Raw genomic sequence first — 21,487 nt, 5'->3', positions numbered from 1 at the left:
ACTAGACTATTTCCGTATTATTGTATTCGTTAGCTGGAACTGGCGCCCATACAGTTCGCTATTTCTATTAAAACAGTGATTTTGAGGAGGTATGCGGACATACAATACCTTATTTAACATATATCAAATATAAAATAGGGACATTCCTTCCAAATAGGGCACCTGGTGTCCGTTTAACACCTTAATATTGCCTGTTTTCTATAAATAAGGTACCTGATGTCCGCGAAAGTAATTTTTAGGTATTCCTTTATTCAAGTGTTATATGGGCAAAGACACACTCCATAATAACTAGGAGTGTGTCTTTGTTATATATTCAAGGTTGTTTTAATTTCCTTTAATTGTTGATTAAATAGGTTAATTTCATCCTCGGTTAAATCGCTATCACCATACCTTATTTTTTGATACATACCTAGATAGGTAGCATCAATGCCAATACGCATAAACCATTCCTCGATGGTCTCTGACTGTTTCCTGCCCAATCCCTTTTGGGCTGTCAATCGCTCAAATTTAAACACTTTAAGGCGTATTTCATTGGTAGGTTTCTCAGCAAACTTACCAAAAAATCCTTTTGATTTCTGCCTTTTGGAGGATTTCCCTTGTATCGATTCAGATGAAATGCGTTCCAATGCATTATCTTTTCCCTGATTCCGCAACTTTTTACGTGACAGAAAGAGAACAATAATCAATAAAATGACTATACTGATTCCAATCGTCCACCAATTTACTATATCCGGTTGCTCATAGGCTTGATTCATTTGTTCTTTAGTGAGAAGGCGATTTCCATCCACTCCCATATTTATTTTGGTATTACCTTGAACAGCAATTCCTTCAATAGCATTCTGCAGTGCTTCTATATTTAGTCCTGTAAAACCGATTAAATCCAGACCCCACCAGAGACCAGTACCAACTGCTTTTAGTACCCCATTTAGTACATAAGGCATAAAACTACCTGCTACTTTAACAATAGAAAATAACAAAACAATGCCAGTAAATATGCTTACAAAAAAAACGATTATAAAAGGAAGCGATTGTTTAACCCCTATTGATCCTTCTACAATGATATGACTTAACTGATAGCCACCTACCATTACCACAAGCATTATTAGTGCAATCCAAATTAGGTCTGTATCATAAAAGAAAATAACATCCACCATTAACACAAGACTCATATAAAAAATCAGTTGCATTTGGTTACATAAATCAGGTTCATTCTCATGTACAATAAAGCGCCATACCATAAACGCAATCAGTACCACACTTGAAATAGGCGGGAACTGAATGATATAGATTGCGAATGGAACAAGTATAAAAAAACTTAGCAGATAAATACTGTAGTTCGGAATAAAGCGCATCCCGATGGAAAGAAACAGCAATGTAAAGCTAACCGTAAACAAATAACCCAAGACTGATACCGGATACTCATATAAAACCATTATTGGTACTAATAAGAAATAAAAAAATAACCCTTCACAGATAAGCTGATAGTATTTAATAATTGTGCTATTTGGCGTCATAATTAACTAACCTTTCACTTTTAACTTCTGTCAAACGCGCACCATTTATGGAATCTATTACCTGAAACACATTGTTGCCACGTCTACTCCATTTATTTGTGTAGTGCAGACTATCATCGGATAGCTCACCAATAATTACTACAATATTGGAATCATCAATCATGTTATCAACCCGGTGAAGGAGGCTTGTAACAGGCATTACATTACAATCCTTTTCAATTCTGGTTAATAATTCCAACGCTTTTTTCAAGTGTTCCCGTCCGCTTTCGCTTTCCAAATAAAAAGGCCTACTACCTATTCTTGTTGCATTGACATATAATTCAATTGGGTAGCCTTGTTTCGTAATAGCCTGACACATATATGCTGCTTGCGATAAGTACTTTTCCACTTGCGGGCTTAAATACACATTACCAAGCGGACTGGATTCGGCAATGTTAACAATGATTGTCCATGAGATATTGCGATTTCTTTCATAAACCTTTGTTTGCAATGTTTGGTTCTTCGCAGAGGCCTTCCAGTGAATTCTATGAAATGGATCTGTAGGCTCATAATCCCTTGTACCGACTGGACTTAATAAATCTTCAAAAGGTGAAAATTGTGTTACTTGATTTCCAAAATTATTGTACGGAAACTCTTCAATTCCACTTACTGGGATTAGTTTTGGATATACCAAAATTTCAGTTTGATAAAATTTTTTATAACTCAGAATTACCTGTTCAAAATTCATAATATGCGGAACGTAAAACTGAATGTCCTTTAACCGAACCACACCACGTTCCACTGCCTTTAATGAAATTGGAATAAGCGCCTCTCTTTTACCCATTAAAAGTAATGGCACATGATAATGGTTCTTTTGTTTTCTGTTAAAACGTACAAACCGTTCACTATTTACTTTTTCATCCGTGGTAAAACTTAAATAACCATTGAATAACGGAAGAAAAGATTGATTCTTCATCACAATTTCCAAATCCATTTCTTCCCCTTCAAACATACGAATGGAACGTCTATTATTTTCCAACACCAGCTTTTTTCCGATTCCTTTATCATAAAGATGAATAAGAAACATATATACGCCAATAAAACCCACGAAAAGTAAGATTAGAGGTCGATTTGCTGTGATAGCAATGATGGAAAAAATAATTAGAAGGAATAACAGTAAATCATGTTCTCGACCAGTTTTATATGTGTCTCTAATCCAGTACATTATCCACGTGTCTCCAGTTCCACTGGCACATCAATCGCCTGGACAACTTCACGAACAACTTCTCTTTTTGTTTTTCTGATTGACCCTTCCATTGTTAAAACAATTCGGTGTTCAAATACATAGGTAACCAATTCCTTTATATCCTGAGGAGTTACATAGTTCCTCCCTCTCAGGAAAGCTTTTGCCTGTCCAGCACGCATTAAAGCGAGTGCTGCTCTCGAACTAACACCCAGTTCAATATCGGCATGGTTACGCGTTTCCCTGACCACTGCCAATAAATAATCCTGAACGACGTCAGACACATCAACCTGCGTCACTTCTTTTTGCAATTCAACAATTTCATCTGTTGTTAAAATTGAGTTGATTTGATGAATTGGATCTTGAGTCCGATTTAGATTTAATATCTCTTTTTCCTGTTCTAGCGTTGGGTAATCCATGGTTACTTTCATCAAAAACCGATCAAGCTGTGCTTCTGGTAGTGGAAATGTACCATGATTAGACTCTATTGGATTTTGTGTTGCAATAACTAAAAATGGAGAAGGTATGGAAACAGTAATCCCATCAATGGTTGTTTGTTGTTCTTCCATCACCTCGAGTAAACTCGATTGCGTACGTGGGGTGGCACGATTTATTTCATCAGTCAAAAGGATATTTGTCTTTATCGGCCCAACACGCAACTCAAATTCATTGGTTTTCGGGTTAAGAAATTGAATGCCTGTAACATCTGACGGCAATACGTCTGGCGTAAATTGGACTCTGCTAAAATTGCCATTGATTATTTTAGCAAAGCTTTTTGCTAACTTTGTTTTTCCCGAACCTGGCACACTCTCTAGCATCACGTGCCCTTTCCCCAATAAAGCAACAAAAAGCAATTCAACCACGTCATCTTGACCAACGATAACCTGATTGATCGCTTGTTTTGCTTGATCTATTTTCTCTATTAACGACATGAATAAGTCCCCCTAGTTTATCTCTATCTCTTAAAAGTATAATACTATTAGACTTTTATTACTACCAATTTTCTAATACTTTAAAAAATACAAAAAGCCGATCAATGATTGTTACATTGACCGGCTTTGCATATTTACGCTTATAAAACTCATTACTTCGATTTATATAGAACTAGCTTTCATATCAGCTCCATTGTAACCGGCAATACTCCCTCAATGGTCTGTTGATACATCTTTCTTTCTTCCGCTGTCATCCAAATATGAATCGTTCCATAATCTTCATTTGTGCGGATTAGGCGGCCGATTCCTTGCCTCAGCCTAAGGACCATATATGGCATGTCAACTTCCTGTTCAGGCTCTTCTGCGTGCTTCCGTTTTGCTTGGAATACTGGATCTTTAGGTGGAAAGGGTAGCGCGGAAATAATCACTTTAGTTAGCGCTTCTCCAGGTACATCCAATCCCTCCCATAAATTGTATGAGCAGAGTACTGCTGACTGATCAGTTTGGAAATCCTTTACTGTCTTACTTATTTCCTGATCACCTTCGTACAGCATTGTAAATGGCCATGATTGATCCATCACCCATTCTCGGAATGAATTCATTTCTTCAGTCGATGAAAACAGTACCAAAGCCTTCCCCTGATTGTCTAGCAGTTGCTTACTAATGTAAGGCCATTTTTCATGTGAGCTTGATTCAATATGACCATATATTTTCATTTGATTTTCATAGTCAAATGGGGAAGCAACTGAACAAGAATCATATGAATCTATTCCTAGACTACCAGCTAGGTATGAAAAGTCCCTGCCTCGTGACAATGTTGCTGATGAAAAGACGAATGGAAGTCCTTGAGAAAATACCTCTTTTTCCAACACGTCCTCTACCAGTCTTGGCATGATAACCAGTGTACTTGCCGTGTCATCTTCCTCAAGCCAAAAGATTCCTTCATCATCCTTCAGTAGAATGGACAAACCATAAGAGAAAAACTCTAGATATTCCTCGATTATTTTTATATGGTACTCTTCAATTGTAAAAAGCTCCGCATCAAACACTAACTGTTCAAGCAATTGCTGTACCTGATTGTATAAGCGTTCAGCAATTTCCTTTATGTTTTCCGTCAGGGAAATTTCCAGGCGATTAGAACCTTCAACTTTAGCTGCATTACCCTCAAGCACTTTGAACCAGTCTTCATGCAACATTAGAATATCTTCAATAAGGAAGAGTGATTCCTCTCGCACATCCTGCCCCATATATCCAGTTAATACCTTATTCAACGCCTCATAGTTAAAGCGGTAGGTTAAGCCCTTCTGTGCAGCAAATTCTAGTAAATGTCCTTCATCGAAAACAACACTGCTTGCCTCTGGTAACAATGGTAATTGCCCCTCGCGTTTTCGTGACTCCTTCGTCCAAACGTGTTCCATATAAAAATCGTGGGAGCAAATAATAATATCTGATGCATGACGATAGTAGTCCCTGTTCAATGTTTGCCCACTGCGGTGACGCCAATCACATGTTGAACATTGCTGCAATGGATCCCAGGCTATTTTTTCCCATGTATCATTTGTTACCCATGGATATTCTTTTCGGTCCCCATAACGTTCAAAGGATTTCATCGAAGCACTCGTATCAAAAACAAAATCAGGAATTTGGTCATGAACCTGCAAAATGCTCTTATCATCTGTTTGATTAGCAAGTTGATCCAATTTCTTAACACAAACATACTGCTCCCGTGATTTCGCTAATCTTACGTTGATGTTGAGGGCTAATGCTTCCTCCAACTTCTCGATATCTCCGCCTTTTTTAACGAGTTGCTCAATTAACGTCTCATCCGCACAAGTTATAATTGCTGGCTTTCCTTTATAACGCGCATAGCAAATAGCGTACAATAAATAAACAAAGGTCTTCCCTGTTCCAACCCCAGCTTCGGCAAATATCGTACGTTTATTTTTAAAGGCCTGTTCTAACTGAAAGGCCATATATATTTGTTCATCACGTAGCTCGTAACCTTTTTCAGGCAAAATATCATAAAAGACGTCTCCAACATAATCGCCTAATCGGTCAAAAAAGTTCTCTGTCTTTGCTACAGTAAATGGAAGTGAATTATTTCTAGTCATCGTAAACTCCTCTTCAACATCATTCGGGTAAGCTATTATACTAGCATAGTTTAAGGAATTCTAAAATGAAAAGTGCAAGCACTATGAAAGGAATTGTTTTTGGGGGATGCGGGAATGTATGGAAAAAATGGCTATCGCATACAACAACTTTCTTGAAGTGCTTTATCCGCCAATTCAAAGCTATAACTGCCGATCTACAAATATATCGGTCGATTGAAAATCACATCCTACCCTCGCCACGCTAGCTTCTTTACTAAAATAAAAAAATGCACGTCATATAACGTACATTTTTTACTTGGATTTCCGCATGAAAGTATCTGGTACATCCGCTTCAAATTGCAAAAGCTTACCTGTTTTAGGATGCTCAAAAGCCAAAACACTTGCATGAAGCCCAAGTCGACCAATTGCATTCGTTTTAGATCCATATTTTTTATCACCAACAATTGGATGTCCGATATCCTTCATATGCACGCGGATTTGGTTTTTTCTCCCAGTTTCAAGGTTTACTTTCAACAATGAAAAAGTGGTATTCGATTGAATCGTTTGATAGTGTGTTACAGCACGTAATCCATCCCCTTCTTTCGGGCTTGAATACATAACAAGTGTACTGCTTTCTTTTAACCAGGAAGTGATTGTTCCTTTTGGTTTCTTAACAGTTTCTTCTACAAGCGCCATATAAGTACGCTCTTTTACAATCGCCTTCCAATTATCTTGGAGCTTTCGTTTAACGGTTTCAGTTTTCGCAAAAACCATCACACCTGATGTATCACGGTCCAAGCGGTGAACAATAAAAACACGGTTTTTCGGATGTTCAATTTTGACATAGTCCATCAATTGACTGTAAGCTGTGAAGTCCTTTTCTCTAGCATTCGCTATCGAAAGTAATCCTGCATCCTTATTAATTACAATGATTTCTTTATCCTCGTGTATGATGGAAAATCCAGTCATTTTGTTCACCTTAGCCGCTACCTTATTTTTAAGAATCGTAACGGTTTGGCCTTGTTTCAGTGGATAATTGTGTTTAGTTGTTGCATCATCATCAACGGAAACCTGACCTCGCGCAAGAATAGATTTAACTGAATTTCGACTGCGATTTTCCATTACCTTTAATAGAAATGGCAATAAACTCATTGGCTCTTTTACTGTAAAGGTTTCATGCGTTGAATCTTTATTTGTTTTCATAAAAAACTCTCCTAATCCTCGTCCTTAACATCAATGTCTTCTGGTATATGTTCATTTAAATAGTCTTGAATCATTTGTTTATACTTTTCAATTTGTTCGAAATGAGTAGAGAATTGGGCCTGATTAATCAAAAATTGTTCACCATCATGAATCGCACGTATTCGTTTTTGTTGGATAAGTGTTCTTATTTGAGATTCAGGTATGGACAAATGTTCAGCAGTTTCTTCTATCGTTAAGTACATAATAGTATTCCACCTTTTTACTCTGTCCTTATTTTAGCATACATACACGTATCCCGGAGCCCTTTCCCATCGATAGAAAGATCTTCATTTCTAATGATACCCTCCAATTCAAATCCCAATCTTTCAGGAATAGCACAACTTTTACTGTTACGCGTATCACATTGTATTTGAACGCGATTTGCCTGGAGTTCGTTAAAGGTGAATTCCGTTAAGCCAGCAACAGCTTCAGTCATATACCCATGCCCACTAAATCTAGTGTCAGCCCAATATCCAATTTCAAATTTACGAACATCCCAATCGATATCGTGCAGACCTGATGACCCAACAAACTGATTGGTCTCTTTAAGGAAAACTAGCATTCTCAATTTCTCTCTTTTTAGGAAGCTAATGTGTGATTCACGGGTATTAATCTCTGTCTCTTCCTCAGTTTGACCATTATACGCAAAAGCCAACCATGGTCTAAGCTCATTAATAGAGGCATCAATTGCATCATAAATAGCCTTTCCATCGCCAGGCATAGGCATTCTTAAAAGCAGTCGTTCCGTTTCAAATTGATGAGGAAAGTCTAGTAAAATTGGATTCATAAGCGTCATATCCTTTTTTAGAGTTCTAAAGAATATATACGATTATAGTGGAAAAAGCAATAACAAATGGCGGATTTTTGTTTTATCAGTGACTTTTGAGCATTTATCAGGATTTTGTGGCTTTTATCAGGAATTTTTGGTTTTTATTAGGATATTTCGTATTTTATCGGGATTCTATGACTTTTATCAGGGATATGGACTTACCTTAAATTCACATACAAAAAAAGCCCCCTTTTCCAGGAATGCTTTCGATTGTATATATGAGAACTGTTACATTTGGTAGTAGGGCTGGTTTATCTCTTTAATCGCTTGTTTAATAGAAGTCCGAACCTCAACGTTCTGTTCTTTTGCTTCTAAATGAAAATATAAACTGCTTAAGTATTGCTTCACATTCGCTCGATAAATAAAATACGACTGACCACCTGTTGAAAAGTTTTGCTTTATATCATTTCCAGTTGCAGCAATTTTTTCACAAACCATTGATTCACTAAGACCTCTTTCCAGCATAGCGACTACCGGAATGACCATTCGTTCATCTTCATCATAGTGATAATGGTCTTTGTTGAAAGCCATTTTATTTAAAATGGCGGTGAAAACACTTTCTAGTTTCTCATTTAAGAGATTTGGTTGTTTGACTAACTCATCCAGAGCATCGGCTACATGCGCAATGCTATGAGCCCAGCCTTTTTCAGGTACAAGGCCCCTAACATCCTGTTCCTGATCAAGATATTTCAATAAAGATTCATAGACCTCATCTATATCGTCAATTGTTAAAAAGTTTTTCTGTAGATTAACATGCAAAATCACCGCAATGATCAAGGTCGAAAAAGATCTTGTAAAAACAGAATCATCGCCAGCCTTACCGACTCTATATAATAAATGCTTATCGTCCAAACAAGTTCCAAGGATTGCTTTAAGTTCTTCGATCGAATAAAAGTCTTGTAGTATCATCTGGCAAAAAGAACTATAAATCAATTCATCCCTTAATTTTGGATCCACATTCCCTATTTCTCTAAGCATTGCGGTGGTAAGTTCTGATATATTATTGGACTCATCCATTTGAAAATCATTACCACTATAGGTCATTAATGTTTCTTTTAATTCAGTTGTATTCACTTGTTTCGTACCTCCCTGAAAAACTTATCAATTTCAATACTGAATAAGTCCTTTTCTTCTAAAAATGGATAATGATTACTTTCATGAAAAATTAACAGATTGGAATTAGGGATTAATTCATTCATTTCTATAGAATACTCCAATGGACATTGCACATCATGTTTACCGCAGATGATTAATGTCCGAGCTGTTATTAATTCTAATTTTCTTGTTACATCAAATAACGATAGCTCCCGGTTGAAGAAATTCATTCGGGTAGCTGACATCTTCTTATGTATTTCCTTATCAAACATTTCATCATAACGATTAGGTTGATAGAGCGAAAGCTTTGTCCGCTCAACTGAAATATTTTTTCTTTTAACTGCATCCAAATCGGAAAGTTTAAGTATTTCTATCATCTCTTGCATTCTAGTGAATTGTGGATGATCAGGATTATAAATACAATTCGATGAAAAAGTAGCATATTCTCTAGCGGCAGCGCCAACTATTATTAGTGCATCTATGCTGTCTGAGAAATAAATTCCATACATTATTCCCAGCATTCCACCAGTAGAATGACCTGCAAAATTCCACTTTCTTAATCCAAGCGCTTCACGAATCGCCTCTAAATCAAAAATCGTTTCCAGCATACTAAGTTGATAGGATTCGTGTGCCTTTTCAGAGTTTCCTGCTTCCCTGAGATTAATCAAATAAACTGTGTGACCATCAGTAAAGGAATCAGCAAAATAGTCACCCGTTTCGTTGAACTCTGAATAAAGGTGCGTTACACATAGCGGTGTCCCTGTGCCTTTTGTGAATATCTCAAATGTTCCGCGTTTGGTAACCAGTAGTTCTTGTTTCCAAGTACCCATACCATCACTCCTTGATCAGCCAATCCTTGTAGTTAACTAGATTTATTCCTAATTGCCCGGTTTCCAACCAATCAAATGCTTTCAAAACCAGGGGAGATGCGTTTTCATCTGATATGTCATTCTTTGATACCCAAAGTGCTCCATCTGAATCTTGCCCTTCAAACTGATCTGGCTTAGAAATTTCCCCGCCAATCTTTTTCACCGAATAAAAAATTGCGATGTGATGCACATGGGTAAACCCTTTCCAGTCCCAAGGTAGGATGAAGTCAATCGTTCCAATATTACTGACCACTTCTATTTCTACACCCGTTTCTTCTATAAATTCTCTTTGCATCGCATCCGTCAGACTTTCACCATCTTCCAAACTGCCTCCAGGAAGATCGAATCGATTTATATATGGCCCGCCATTTTTGTTAATCACTAATAGTTGATTATTCTTTTCATAAATGCCATATACACCAAGTGCTCGATGATATTTTTTCTGAGAAACCATTATTGTCCTAGCTCCTTTTTCTTTTTCAAAAAACTATAATCAGCTCATATCATACCTAACATGCTTTCGTATAAAGTCAAAGTCCTCAGGATACATATGAGTCAACCTTGAATTTGCTGACCCTGACCATTGATTCATGGTATCCACTACTTAATCATAAAATTCTCTAAAAGTTTTCGACCGTTAAGTTACCGATCCCCCATCTTTCTCAATCAGTTTTTACCCCTTCATCCAAAAATTCCGCATAATAATGTAAGGCTCTGCTATAATTTTGAATCCCTTTATCATTCGTTGTTTTTAGAAGTGAATGTAAAACGGTTTTTAATGCTTTAGAGTGATCATTCATACTATGAAGCGTTAATGCCTTAAATACTTGAACTGGTTCATAATAAGGAAATTCCTCTTCCCCTTTTGATAAAATATCAAGTGATTTCTGATATTCCCCTATAACTTTAAAAGTGCTTCCTAAACAAACGTAAGCATCTTTTAAAAGTTCTTCAGGCAGGCCAATGCTAATAGCCCTTTCATAATATTCAACAGCTTCCTCTTCTAAACCCATGCCATCATGCGTTTGAGCACAATGGAAATTCAGTTCGGCATTGTTATGATCCTTTCTAACTAGTTCAATGAACAATTGTCTAGATTGTTCCTCTTCACCATCATCTCTCAGCTTTAATGCATATTCTAATTGACTGTTCATATTACCACCACCTTATTCCTGTATGGTTTTGCGAAAGCCATAAAAACTACGAAAATCCAGCTTTTCATAAAAGGATTTAGAGGTACTTAACCCCAGTAATTCCATTCGTGTTGTAGGATAAAGGTTATGCACGTATTGCAGCAGCTTTTTCCCCATTCCTAATCCACGAAGTTTTTCTCCTACGATTACTTCACAAATAAATAGGGTAATTTGCCTGTCTGTCATTCCTCTCAAATACCCCACCAGCTTATTATCCATCTCAACGATATACGTAACATTTGAATTATCAAAAGCCTCTTTCATGTCTTCTGCCCGCTCAACCAATGTATTCCACCCTTCTTTAGAATTCAACTCTAGAATTGCTTGAAAATCCCCAGCCATATATTCGCGAACGTTAACTTCTTTTCCATTATTTAATATAAAATTCATAGTAGTTCCTCCATAAATGCTTTTATTACCTTATAATCGGGTGGGCTAATGTTAGAAGGGAGTTCGTCTAAAGAAAAATAGTGCAATTCCTGGACTTCATTCTTGTCTACCGATAATTCACCGTGATAATTCCGACATATATAAGCCGATATTACATTATAAGCCTCATCACCGTGGGGATATTTATAATAAAAATCCTCACCGGAAAATATCTTAAAAAAGGTTAAATCATTCGCTACAAGTCCGGTTTCCTCCTGCAGTTCTCTTTTCGCAACATCTTCTAATGTTTCACCCGGCTCCATGGAACCACCAGCTAGTCCCCAACAATTATTATCCTTTCTTAGTTGCAATAATAATCTATTATTTTCATCTAATAATAGAACACTAGAACCCGCTATGATAATTGGTCTAGAGCCTATTTGTTTCCTTAAGTCCATTATGTAGCCCATGAACATGCCCCTCTTCTAAATATTTCTCCAAATCCTTGTGATTAGATAAAATAACCAAGTTCTCGTTATATGCGTATATCTTTTTCAATATCTCTGATTTATCTTTTTCAAAAAGATGATTCCATTTGAACATTCGCCAAAAGATTTTAAAGGAAGGTACATAGTTTGCTTTTTCACGTCCGAGTTTTTGTAAAAAGAATCTGCGAATAATTCTATGTATCCTAACAAAATAACTAGTATCTAATAAAACGATAACATCAGCCTTTTGAATACTTTGCATTACCCAGTCACCGCTGTGAACACCCTCTACTATCCACTCATTTGAGTTCAAAATTCCAGAAAAGTATTCATCTCTTTCTTGCGGTGACCGTTTTACATCGTGAACATCCACATTTTCTCGTCTTTTCCAAACCACATTGTCCAATTCATAATAAGCTATGGTCAACCTTTTCGATAACCTTCTCGAAAAGGTTGTTTTCCCGCTTCCGACCGATCCAATAATATGTATCTTTTCAGGTTTCATATGACCACCACTTTATTAAACTTTACTCTTAAACTCTACTAAAAATGGATGCTTCTCTTCCTCTAAGCAATTTGTGATTCTTTCACGGAAATTGTTCCATGTCACCATTTCTAAAGCTTCTTCAAGTGGAAAGTAGTCAACTTCTAGACTCTCACTGCTAGTGGTTAGGTTGCCTCCAATTGGTTTACCCAAGAACAATGTATTACAAATACTTCTGGTAACACTTTGGTATATCCCACAAAACTTAATTATTTCAATATCAATTCCAGTTTCTTCTTTTGTCTCTCTAATCGCAGCATCAGTTAGAGCCTCGCCTTCCTCTACCTGTCCGCCGGGCATTTCCCAACCTCTGCGGGGGCCTTTTATTAAAAGTAACTCCCCCTGCTCATTCAGCACGATTGTCGCAGCGGAAACGATATGCTTTGGGACACTCATTAATCCTCTCATCTCCCCAACAAAAAATTAACGATAAAACGTCATATGCTTTTTATCCTTTTCATAGTACTCCATCCGATCCTGTAAGGTACCTGTATGAAATTCAAACTTGTGCCCGTCAGGATCCGTAAAATAAATGGACTGCTTATCCTGACTATTTCTTTTTCTTCCGTTAAGAATGTTTACATTCAGTTTTTCAAGATGCCTACATGCCTCATCGAATTCCCTTTCATCAATACTAAATGCCATATGTGTATAGGACTCTCTAATCTCATTACGAGGAATATGTTTTTCAAGATTTAGTGCGAGCCATAATCCGTTCAAATCAAAATAAGCTGTGCTATTTCCTTTAACCAAGAGATCAGCTCGAAAAACTTTTTGATAAAATTCAATAGACTTTTCCAAATTGGAAACAGAAAATAAAAGATGATTAATTCCTTTGATTTGCAAAAGAAGCACCCCATTTAACACTTATTGACTAAAAAGCTTTTTGCCATATAATACACACTATTTGGGAGCCACCAATTCTACTTTAATCCTATCTGGGTCCTCAAAATACACGGCATAATAATCATCTCCCCCAGCAAACGGATGTTTGTCCGAATATAAAATGGCCATGTCTTTCTCTCTTAATCTATTTGTAATAGCATCCACATGTTCACGTGATTCCGCATGAAATGCTAGATGATTTAGTCCAACCCTACGTCGGTGGTACGGTACATCAAGAAACCGCTCCTCGGTTTGGACAAAAACGATGTAGGAGTCACCAAGTCTAAAACTTCGTCCAGCGTCCCATTCCTGATAAGCATGGTAACCCAGGTCCTCCAACAACCAACCCCAAAATTCAACGGAACGTTTCAGATCAGATACATACAATTCAACATGATGAATCAAACCTTTACTCATCTTTTTCCTCCAATTTACTCAATAATTAACATGTCGTTTTCATCAAACTCCCAGTTATCCCCAAAAGCTACTTCCCAATGATAGCCATCTGGATCTGCAAAATAACCGCTGTATCCTCCCCAGAAAACACGCTCTGGCGGTTTCACAATGGTAGCCCCTGCTTTTTTAGCTTGTTCCATTACTTCATCAACTTCTTCAGCTGTTTTAGCATTGTATGCGAGTGTTATTCCAGAAAAGTTCCCTTTTACAGGCGGTTCATTTTTGTTTATATCTTTTGCTAACTCATTTATCGGATATAAGGCTAATTTTGTACCGGCATTGTTAAAGAAAACAACTACTGGACTCTCGCTATTCTCTGATGTTCCAAAACCTAATCCATCTCTGTAGAATTTCAGTGACTTTCCAATATCCTCCACTCCAAGTGTTAAAAGATTCAATCTATTCATTTTAGCAATCTCCTTTTTCTATCCTAAATACTTTGTTTTCATCTCTTTTTCCACCACGCCTGCATCTGTATATTTTTCACTATAGGCCTTGGCGTTTGGTCTTGAACTAGTAGTCTTTATACATCCATGATAACCATAACCTTAGATGTGTTCAATTTAAGTAATGTGTCTCTCCCTAATTCGGTCCTTTTTCTCCCGACTTCTAATACCCCCTGCTTTGCTCTGTCAGTCTTCTTTTCTATACACGGACGTCATCCAACTTGTCCAAAGGAACTCCAGTTTCAATATAACTTCTCATCATTAACCAACCGTCTTCGCTTGTTTTTTTAAACGTGTCAAAAAACAGATTAGCTGTTTCCATCGTTTTTCCGTCAACGGTTAAAGTAGCAGATAGAATAGCTACCATTTCATCATCTTTAACAGGAATAAAACCTATGTCGTTTAAGTGCCATTCAGCAACTTTATCGCTGAAGTAATCGAAAGCCTGAGTCCAGCCCTCAACAGATTCCTCATAACCAAAATCTACTATTTCGCCATCACGAACTTCCCTTGCAGCATAGTCTTTTGATATAAAACCTTTCATGTCACCGATTGAAAAATTACCCCATGCTTTTTTAAAGCTTTCGTATGAATCGTTAAAATTAGTCATTCTAAAACCTCCATATATTTTTCGAAAATTTATAAGGGGCTGCACCAACTTGATGCAGCCCTCTATTACTTACTGCGTTAGCTTTTCAGTGAAGTATCTTCTATTCAAAGTCAATAATATAGCCGCTCCTGCTAACAATACACCTGCGATCAAAAACACATACCTCACTCCAAATAGCTCAGCAACCGCCCCCATCAACAAGGAGGAAAGTCCGAATGTAATAGAAACTAACGCGCCTTGAGCACCATATAGCTTGGGTAGTTCTTCTGTTGTTGCAGTCTTTTGTATATAGGTTTCATAGGATATTGATTTCACCTGTTCGATGACCCCAACAACGACAGATAGCATTAAAGCGATCCATGCAATCGAATTAAGACCAAACAAAAAGGTAACAATGCTGATACCAAAAGAAGAAAGGATCATCAGTTTTTTTAAATGTCTCTCAATCGCTTGCGAAAACTTGGAACATATAATTCCACCAATTATTAAACCAACGAAAAAGGAAGCATTCATATAGCCCCACCATGCTTCTGTTTTTTGCAAAACCTCAGTAACGAAAACATAAACAATTGCAGCGATCCACACCACATTAGCGATAGTTTCCATAAATATTACGACATGAATACTGCGAAATAGTGGTGACCGCCAGATAATTCTCCACCCTTCCTGTAAAACGTAATGTAGCTTATTTTTTTCGTCCTCCTCCACACGGAAAGGAGTCTGATCTACTATACGAAGCATCATAATAGATGAAACAACAAACAGGAAAAAAGTGATCCAAATAACGTGTTGCCCGCCAATCATCGCAACAATTACGCCTCCAAGTGCCCATCCACCTAGTTGAATGGTTTGGTCGACAACGGAAAGAAAGCTATTTGCCTTCACTATTTCTTCCTTTTCTACCAATCTAGGCAGCATTGCCCTAGTTGCCGGAAATGCCAATCCATCTAAAAATGCAATCGTGAAAATAAAAACAAGTAGCAGCCAAATAGTTGGTGTGGCCTGCCAACTCACCCAAGTAGCAAGCCCGAACAAAATAACCGTCTTACTAATCTGTGAACCTACTAATAGTGATTTCAATTTATATCTGTTAAATAAAACTGGTGAAACGAATCCACTTAAGAAGCGACCAAGAGTAACAATAAACGGTAGCAATGCTAAATAAAAAACTGACTCAGAAACCGAATATAAAATCGATATAAGCCCAACGATGTAAAAAACATCACCAAAATTAGCTAACGCCTGACCTAACCATAGGAAACGAAAGGAATGATTTTTCATTTTCACTACCCCTTTTATCATTTTTAATTAGATGAAAAAAGGTAGGTTTACATAAATTTGATACCTCACTTATTCTGCTTTTAATCTATTCCAAAAGAGGAAAGTGATTTTTTCAAATCCTTTTGTATAAACGATAAATAGCTATTAACCAGTAAAATGACAGCACATACCAATAATGCCAACACTGGATTAAATAGTTCAGCAACAATTCCTGCGTATCCATTCGCAGTTATAATCACAATTCCTGCCAGAAGAAAGCCACCACTACTAACTCGAGCTAAGAAGATATCGGATGTGACGGTTTGTCTCGCTGCCCCATTGATGACAAAAGCCATTGAAAGTGCACCATCAAATAAGAACATCCCTGCAAAAGCACTCCACATATTAGGTGAAAGCGCAATTAAAATAACTCCTACTCCTGACACGAATAAAATTGTTCCATAAAGCTTATTCCAGTACATGTATTTTACTCGGTTCATCAGGAAAATCCCGACAATATTACCTGCACCAGCACCTGACAATAGAATTCCAGTCTGGGTAGCGGTTAATCCCAGCACTTGGTTTGCATACACGATTGCAAGCAGGCTAATGGCATGCGTACTAAAATTCAAAACCATGTGATTAAGCGTGATAAACTGCTGAATCTTTGTTGAAAACAACAGTTTAATGCCATACAATATTTGTTTCCATGAGTCTTTCTTGTTTGCCTGCAAATTTTTCTCAGGTACTTTTTCCTTAATTGTTAAACAAGCAATCCCTATAAAGGATAGTAAAAATGAAAATGCATCAATTCCGAGCGTCGCTGCAGCGCCTATTGCTGTCAGTACGAAACCAGCTAATAAAGGACCAATCAATGTACTAATGGCGTCAGCCGCTTCCATATGATTATGTGCTTCCACCAGTCGCTTTCGACCAGCAATTCCTGGCAATATCGTGTTCACGGAAATAGTAAAAAATAACCCTGCTATCCCTGTGATAAAAAGAATAGAAGAAATAACGAAAATGTTAAACTGATCAATGTAAATGACCAAAACCAGAAAGGACATCATAATCGCACGAATCAATTCCGCTGACATCGCTATTTTTTTCTTTGGACGATTTTCTATCCAAACACCTACAGGAAGAGAAAAAAGCAATGGGGCGATATGTGTACTTATTGCAACGATTGCGGCTTTAATTGGTGAACTGGTTACCTCTAATATTATCCAAGGTATGACGAGTTCGCTAAACCTCCCGCCGAAAATAGAAACGAGTTGACCTAACCATAAAAGGAGAAAATTTCTTTCCCGTAACATGTTTACACCCCAAATTCAGTTCGTGTATATTCAGTTTTATGTTTGGTTATCCATTCTATTTTACACCGCGTTTACCTCCGTATTTCAAATTAATCTGATTACTATATTATATCAAAAAAGCTTTATTGTGAAGGAATTTTCTGAATGATTTGCATTCGTTATTGATTTAATTCTCTTTCCAGGTTGAAAAAAAACAGATGATTTCAAAATACCATCTTATGGTACTTGAATATCATCTGCTTAGATGAAAAATTACTTTCTCCGTTTCCAATAAACATTTTCTCGCTTATGTCTAATGCCATCTACCCAAACTACACTTTTTCCTTCATCAACTTCAAAAATAAGAATAGTCTTGTAAAGCCCCATTCTTACCCAGTAGCCCTCCAAGTTACCAGAAGTAATTTGTTTTGCAGTAATGCTGGGCATATAGGATAACCTGTCAAAAGAATCTAAATAAATTCTTTCCTTCACATCTGGTGGATATGCAAGTATACTGCTTAGTTCATCCAATGCCGTCTGGGACCAATAAACATTATAAGTTTTGTTCACGTTCAAACTCCTTAACCATACTCCTCAAGTATTCTAACCCCGACTCTTTACTATACATAAGGTTATTTTTACGATCCTCACGGCTTTTCTGAACTTGGTCAACTAGATTTTTATCTTTTGTAAGAGCTTCAACATCCAACTGATTTATCATTTCTTTTTCTCGTTTCATGTTTAAATACCCCACAAAATCAAAAACTTCGACTACATCCTGTTCCGTAATTTGGTCAATCATACGTTTCAATTGTTCACGATTAATTCCCATATACTACACCGCCTATTCAATTTATGACGTCCAATGTGTTTTATAATTTTTCAGTAGTTTATAGTTATAATATACCATCATTAACCCGTTTGTGCTATGATGTACCTCTATATAGCCCATGAATTATCCCACTATCTTTAACCTTATAAACTTCCTCTTTCCAACCTGTAACACTAGGTTATCTTTTATTTCTACTTTAAAATTAGGATCCTCAACTTTTTCCTGATTCAATCGAATTCCACCATTTTTTATCATTCGACGTGCTTCACTTTTTGATGGAAGCAGGTTTAAGTCGGCGATTAAATCCAGGATTCCTATAGTTACTTCCTTTTCCCATAGAACTTCCGGAATTTCATCTGGCATTTGATTTTTTTGAAAAACGGTTAGGAAATATTTTTTACTCTCCTCAGCAGTAGCCGTGTCACACAACATTTCCACGAAGGAAAAAGCCAAACGTATTTTCGCATCACGGGGATGCAGGGTTTCATTTGCTAACTGGCTCTTTATTTCAGCGACTTCTTTAATGGAAAGATTCGATGCTAATTCAAAATACTTACCAATTAATTCGTCGCGGATTGACATCGTTTTTCCAAAGATATCATTTGGTTTCTCATCGATTCCGATATAATTTTTCTTGGATTTTGACATCTTTTCTACTCCGTCCAATCCTTCTAGCAATGGAAGCAGCATGACAACTTGCTTTTCTTTTCCAAACTGCTCTTGAATTTGACGGCCGAATAATACATTAAATTCCTGATCGGTACCACCCAGTTCGATGTCTGATTCCAACATTAAAGAATCATAGCCCTGCATCACGGGATAGAAAAACTCGTGCAGGTAAATAGGTTTATTTGCCTTGTACCGATTATGAAAGTCATTTCGTTCCAGCATCCTTGCAACTGTTACATTGCTTGCTAATTGCAAAACTTCAACAAAATCAATCTTAGAGAGCCATTTCGCATTATAGTGAAGTTCCACAGCATCCATATCAATAATTTTTCCAAACTGTTCAAAATAAGTTTGTGCATTGTAGCGAACTTCCTCATCGGTTAAAGCCACTCTTGCAGTCGCCTTTCCGGTTGGATCGCCAATTTTACCAGTGAAATCACCGATGATAAGCTGGACGGTATGCCCTAATTCCTGAAACTGTTTTAACTTGTTCAACACGACTGTATGCCCAATGTGGATGTCTGGGGCAGTTGGATCTAAGCCAAGCTTAACTTTTAATGGTTTGTTATTTTTTATGGACTTCGCAATTTTTTGTTTGAATTCCTGGTCGGGAATAATACCATTTACCCCATAGGATAAAATATTATGTTGTCGCTCAAGTTCGTTCAGTTGCTTGTCATTTAATTGTTCCATGTAATTCATTTTTCTTCCCCCTTATAAATACAAAAAGACACATCCCTAATCAAGGGACGTGTCTATATCACGCGTTACCACCCAAGTTGAAGACCGAGGCCTTCCGCTTAAAACAAGATATCGGTTTAACCGTCTTAAACTAATCACCATTTGGCTTTCATAAAAGAAGCTCGGGAAGGTAATTCATCTAGATCCTTGTATCGATTCGCAGCACCCATCGACTTTCTGAAACAACGAATCTACACTACTTATTTCCGTCAACGCTAATTGTTATTAAAGTTAGAGATATAGTACGTTCTTTCGTTATTAATGTCAATAGTGAAATGTGAACTTGATTTAATCACCGATTCTTCATCCCAGCCTAAACAGTCTCCAATGTACGCTCACGCATTGTTCCATTTTCCGCAAAGTTAGTGTGCCATGATAAAGCTTTCTCCATCACATGTGGTGTTTGCCCGCCTCTTTCAAGAGCTTCATTATAATAATCCCATAACTGCTCACGGTATATCGGGTGTACACAGTTTTCGATGATAAGTGGAACACGTTCTCTTGGAGCTAGACCACGTAAATCCGCATAACCTTGCTCGGTTACAACGACATCCACATCATGCTCAGTATGATCGACATGTGGCACAAACGGAACAACACTTGATATGTCCCCGCCTTTTGCGATGGATTTTGTTACAAAAATAGCTAAACGAGCATTGCGGGCAAAGTCACCCGAACCACCAATTCCATTCATCATTTTTGTTCCTGATACATGTGTGGAATTGACATTACCGTATATATCAAACTCCAATGCTGTATTGATTGAAATCAAACCGAGCCTACGAATAATTTCTGGATGGTTCGAAATTTCCTGTGGTCGCATAATCAATTTATCACGGTATTTTTCAAAGTTACCAAATACCTGTTCCATCTTTTCTTCGGACAAAGTAATGGAACAACATGAGGCGAAATCAACCTTGCCTGCGTCAATTAAATCAAACACCGCATCCTGCAATACTTCCGAATAGACTTCTAAATCGTTAAATTCAGAATCTATCATGCCATGAAGAACTGCGTTGGCAACAGAACCGATTCCTGATTGTATTGGTGCAAGCTTTTCTGTTAATCTACCTGCCACAATCTCTTTACGTAGAAATTTTATTAAATGCTCTGCCATAATCTCTGTTTCATGATCTGGTGCGACAATTGTAGATGGTGAATCCAGCTGATTCGTAAACACAATCCCTTTTATTCTTTCTGGATCAACTTGAATTCCTGGTGCTCCTATTCGATCATCAGTTTTTGTTAATGGAATCGGTGAGCGTTCTCCCTGGTTCTCAAGACTGTATATATCATGCAGTCCTTCTAGTTGTTGCGGTTGAGCCATATTGATCTCAATAACAATATTTTTTGCGTGCTCCGCAAAAATCGATGAATTTCCAATCGATGTTGACGGTATGATCATACCGTCCTCCGTGATAGAAACCGCTTCCAAAATAGCGTAATCAATAGAATCTAATACATTTGAACGGACTAATTCTGCTGTATGGGACAGGTGATGGTCCACGAATAAATGCTCACCCTCGTTTATTTTTTTCCTCATTGTTGCATCTGCTTGGAAAGGCAGGCGTTTATTAATAATGCCAACTTCAGCGAACATTTTATCAATATCAGATCCTAACGAAGCACCAGTAAAAACATTTACCTTAAATGTTTCATGTTCAGCACGCTTTATCAAAGCTGTCGGAACCGCTTTCACATCACCGGCACGTGTAAACCCACTTAACCCTAATGTCATCCCGTCTTGAATCCAAGATGCAGCTTCTTCGGCCGAAACTACACGATCCTGTATGCGAGGGTCCTTTATACGATCATAGTTACTTTTCTCCATTGTAAAATCCCTCTTCCATAAAAGTATTTAGAATTATTTTAACTTATAAGCAATACGTATTGGAGATTACGGACG

The 21,487-nt window shown here is 37.3% G+C and carries 25 protein-coding genes and 1 other annotated feature; all 25 genes read right to left on the bottom strand.

Annotated elements, in window-relative coordinates; translation table 11 throughout:
- Positions 1 to 305: 305 nt before the first annotated feature.
- Positions 306 to 1,514: a hypothetical protein gene (locus tag LG329_RS13775; RefSeq protein ID WP_404451397.1), complete on the bottom strand. Its 1,209-nt coding sequence runs from the start codon at positions 1,512 to 1,514 to the stop codon at positions 306 to 308.
- A complete protein-coding gene (locus LG329_RS13770) occupies positions 1,501 to 2,718 on the bottom strand; it encodes a DUF58 domain-containing protein (protein ID WP_404451396.1) in 1,218 nt (405 codons plus the stop codon). Before LG329_RS13770 ends, LG329_RS13775 begins: the two co-directional genes overlap by 14 nt.
- Complete coding sequence (locus LG329_RS13765) at positions 2,718 to 3,668, bottom strand: AAA family ATPase (protein ID WP_404451395.1); 951 nt, start codon at positions 3,666 to 3,668, stop codon at positions 2,718 to 2,720. Before LG329_RS13765 ends, LG329_RS13770 begins: the two co-directional genes overlap by 1 nt.
- 179 nt (positions 3,669 to 3,847) lie before the next feature.
- Positions 3,848 to 5,779: an ATP-dependent DNA helicase gene (locus LG329_RS13760; protein WP_404451394.1), complete on the bottom strand. Its 1,932-nt coding sequence runs from the start codon at positions 5,777 to 5,779 to the stop codon at positions 3,848 to 3,850.
- A gap of 291 nt (positions 5,780 to 6,070) precedes the next feature.
- On the bottom strand, positions 6,071 to 6,961 hold the full coding sequence (locus LG329_RS13755; protein ID WP_404451393.1) for an RluA family pseudouridine synthase: 891 nt from the start codon (positions 6,959 to 6,961) through the stop codon (positions 6,071 to 6,073).
- A gap of 11 nt (positions 6,962 to 6,972) precedes the next feature.
- Positions 6,973 to 7,203 (bottom strand): excisionase family DNA-binding protein, encoded by a 231-nt coding sequence (locus LG329_RS13750; protein ID WP_404451392.1) that lies wholly within the window; start codon positions 7,201 to 7,203, stop codon positions 6,973 to 6,975.
- Between the two features lie 17 nt (positions 7,204 to 7,220).
- Positions 7,221 to 7,787 carry a GNAT family N-acetyltransferase gene (locus LG329_RS13745; RefSeq protein WP_404451390.1) on the bottom strand — a complete coding sequence of 189 codons (567 nt, stop codon included), beginning with the start codon at positions 7,785 to 7,787 and terminating at the stop codon, positions 7,221 to 7,223.
- 270 nt (positions 7,788 to 8,057) lie between these two features.
- Entirely contained in the window at positions 8,058 to 8,903 is an 846-nt protein-coding gene (locus LG329_RS13740) for a DUF2785 domain-containing protein (RefSeq protein WP_404451389.1), read from the bottom strand.
- The gene (locus LG329_RS13735) at positions 8,900 to 9,754 is read right to left on the bottom strand and encodes an alpha/beta fold hydrolase (protein WP_404451388.1); all 855 of its coding nucleotides are present in this window, start codon (positions 9,752 to 9,754) and stop codon (positions 8,900 to 8,902) included. The genes LG329_RS13740 and LG329_RS13735 overlap by 4 nt, the downstream gene beginning before the upstream one ends.
- Positions 9,755 to 9,758: 4 nt before the next feature.
- Complete coding sequence (locus tag LG329_RS13730) at positions 9,759 to 10,247, bottom strand: NUDIX hydrolase (protein ID WP_404451387.1); 489 nt, start codon at positions 10,245 to 10,247, stop codon at positions 9,759 to 9,761.
- 208 nt (positions 10,248 to 10,455) lie between these two features.
- On the bottom strand, positions 10,456 to 10,947 hold the full coding sequence (locus LG329_RS13725; RefSeq protein ID WP_404451386.1) for a tetratricopeptide repeat protein: 492 nt from the start codon (positions 10,945 to 10,947) through the stop codon (positions 10,456 to 10,458).
- A gap of 12 nt (positions 10,948 to 10,959) precedes the next feature.
- Positions 10,960 to 11,376 (bottom strand): GNAT family N-acetyltransferase, encoded by a 417-nt coding sequence (locus tag LG329_RS13720; RefSeq protein WP_404451385.1) that lies wholly within the window; start codon positions 11,374 to 11,376, stop codon positions 10,960 to 10,962.
- Complete coding sequence (locus LG329_RS13715; protein WP_404451384.1) at positions 11,373 to 11,825, bottom strand: NUDIX hydrolase; 453 nt, start codon at positions 11,823 to 11,825, stop codon at positions 11,373 to 11,375. Before LG329_RS13715 ends, LG329_RS13720 begins: the two co-directional genes overlap by 4 nt.
- Positions 11,785 to 12,348: an AAA family ATPase gene (locus tag LG329_RS13710; protein ID WP_404451383.1), complete on the bottom strand. Its 564-nt coding sequence runs from the start codon at positions 12,346 to 12,348 to the stop codon at positions 11,785 to 11,787. The genes LG329_RS13715 and LG329_RS13710 overlap by 41 nt, the downstream gene beginning before the upstream one ends.
- A 15-nt stretch (positions 12,349 to 12,363) precedes the next feature.
- Positions 12,364 to 12,783 carry an NUDIX hydrolase gene (locus LG329_RS13705; RefSeq protein ID WP_404451382.1) on the bottom strand — a complete coding sequence of 140 codons (420 nt, stop codon included), beginning with the start codon at positions 12,781 to 12,783 and terminating at the stop codon, positions 12,364 to 12,366.
- 27 nt (positions 12,784 to 12,810) lie between these two features.
- The gene (gene fosB / locus LG329_RS13700) at positions 12,811 to 13,233 is read right to left on the bottom strand and encodes a metallothiol transferase FosB (RefSeq protein ID WP_404451380.1); all 423 of its coding nucleotides are present in this window, start codon (positions 13,231 to 13,233) and stop codon (positions 12,811 to 12,813) included.
- Positions 13,234 to 13,290: 57 nt separating this feature from the next.
- Complete coding sequence (locus LG329_RS13695) at positions 13,291 to 13,689, bottom strand: VOC family protein (protein WP_404451379.1); 399 nt, start codon at positions 13,687 to 13,689, stop codon at positions 13,291 to 13,293.
- Between the two features lie 14 nt (positions 13,690 to 13,703).
- Complete coding sequence (locus LG329_RS13690; protein WP_404451378.1) at positions 13,704 to 14,135, bottom strand: VOC family protein; 432 nt, start codon at positions 14,133 to 14,135, stop codon at positions 13,704 to 13,706.
- Positions 14,136 to 14,373: 238 nt separating this feature from the next.
- Positions 14,374 to 14,784, bottom strand: a complete 411-nt coding sequence (locus LG329_RS13685) for a flavoprotein (protein WP_404451377.1) — start codon at positions 14,782 to 14,784, stop codon at positions 14,374 to 14,376.
- Positions 14,785 to 14,853: 69 nt separating this feature from the next.
- On the bottom strand, positions 14,854 to 16,065 hold the full coding sequence (locus LG329_RS13680; protein ID WP_404451376.1) for an MFS transporter: 1,212 nt from the start codon (positions 16,063 to 16,065) through the stop codon (positions 14,854 to 14,856).
- Between the two features lie 80 nt (positions 16,066 to 16,145).
- Complete coding sequence (locus LG329_RS13675) at positions 16,146 to 17,360, bottom strand: MFS transporter (protein ID WP_404451375.1); 1,215 nt, start codon at positions 17,358 to 17,360, stop codon at positions 16,146 to 16,148.
- A 252-nt stretch (positions 17,361 to 17,612) separates the two neighbouring features.
- Positions 17,613 to 17,909 carry a type II toxin-antitoxin system RelE/ParE family toxin gene (locus LG329_RS13670; RefSeq protein WP_404451374.1) on the bottom strand — a complete coding sequence of 99 codons (297 nt, stop codon included), beginning with the start codon at positions 17,907 to 17,909 and terminating at the stop codon, positions 17,613 to 17,615.
- A complete protein-coding gene (locus tag LG329_RS13665) occupies positions 17,893 to 18,171 on the bottom strand; it encodes a hypothetical protein (protein WP_404451373.1) in 279 nt (92 codons plus the stop codon). Before LG329_RS13665 ends, LG329_RS13670 begins: the two co-directional genes overlap by 17 nt.
- A gap of 123 nt (positions 18,172 to 18,294) precedes the next feature.
- A complete protein-coding gene (gene tyrS, locus LG329_RS13660) occupies positions 18,295 to 19,542 on the bottom strand; it encodes a tyrosine--tRNA ligase (protein ID WP_404451372.1) in 1,248 nt (415 codons plus the stop codon).
- 40 nt (positions 19,543 to 19,582) lie between these two features.
- Positions 19,583 to 19,803 (bottom strand) — a binding site (T-box leader).
- 91 nt (positions 19,804 to 19,894) lie between these two features.
- Positions 19,895 to 21,412: an acetyl-CoA hydrolase/transferase family protein gene (locus tag LG329_RS13655; RefSeq protein WP_404451371.1), complete on the bottom strand. Its 1,518-nt coding sequence runs from the start codon at positions 21,410 to 21,412 to the stop codon at positions 19,895 to 19,897.
- Positions 21,413 to 21,487 lie beyond the last annotated feature (75 nt).

The organism is Virgibacillus necropolis (assembly GCF_044793635.1).
GTDB classification, from domain to species: Bacteria; Bacillota; Bacilli; order Bacillales; family Amphibacillaceae; genus Virgibacillus_F; species Virgibacillus_F necropolis_A.
The sequence above is the reverse complement of the archived record's forward strand: the minus strand, read 5'-3'. Positions and strand labels throughout refer to the sequence as shown.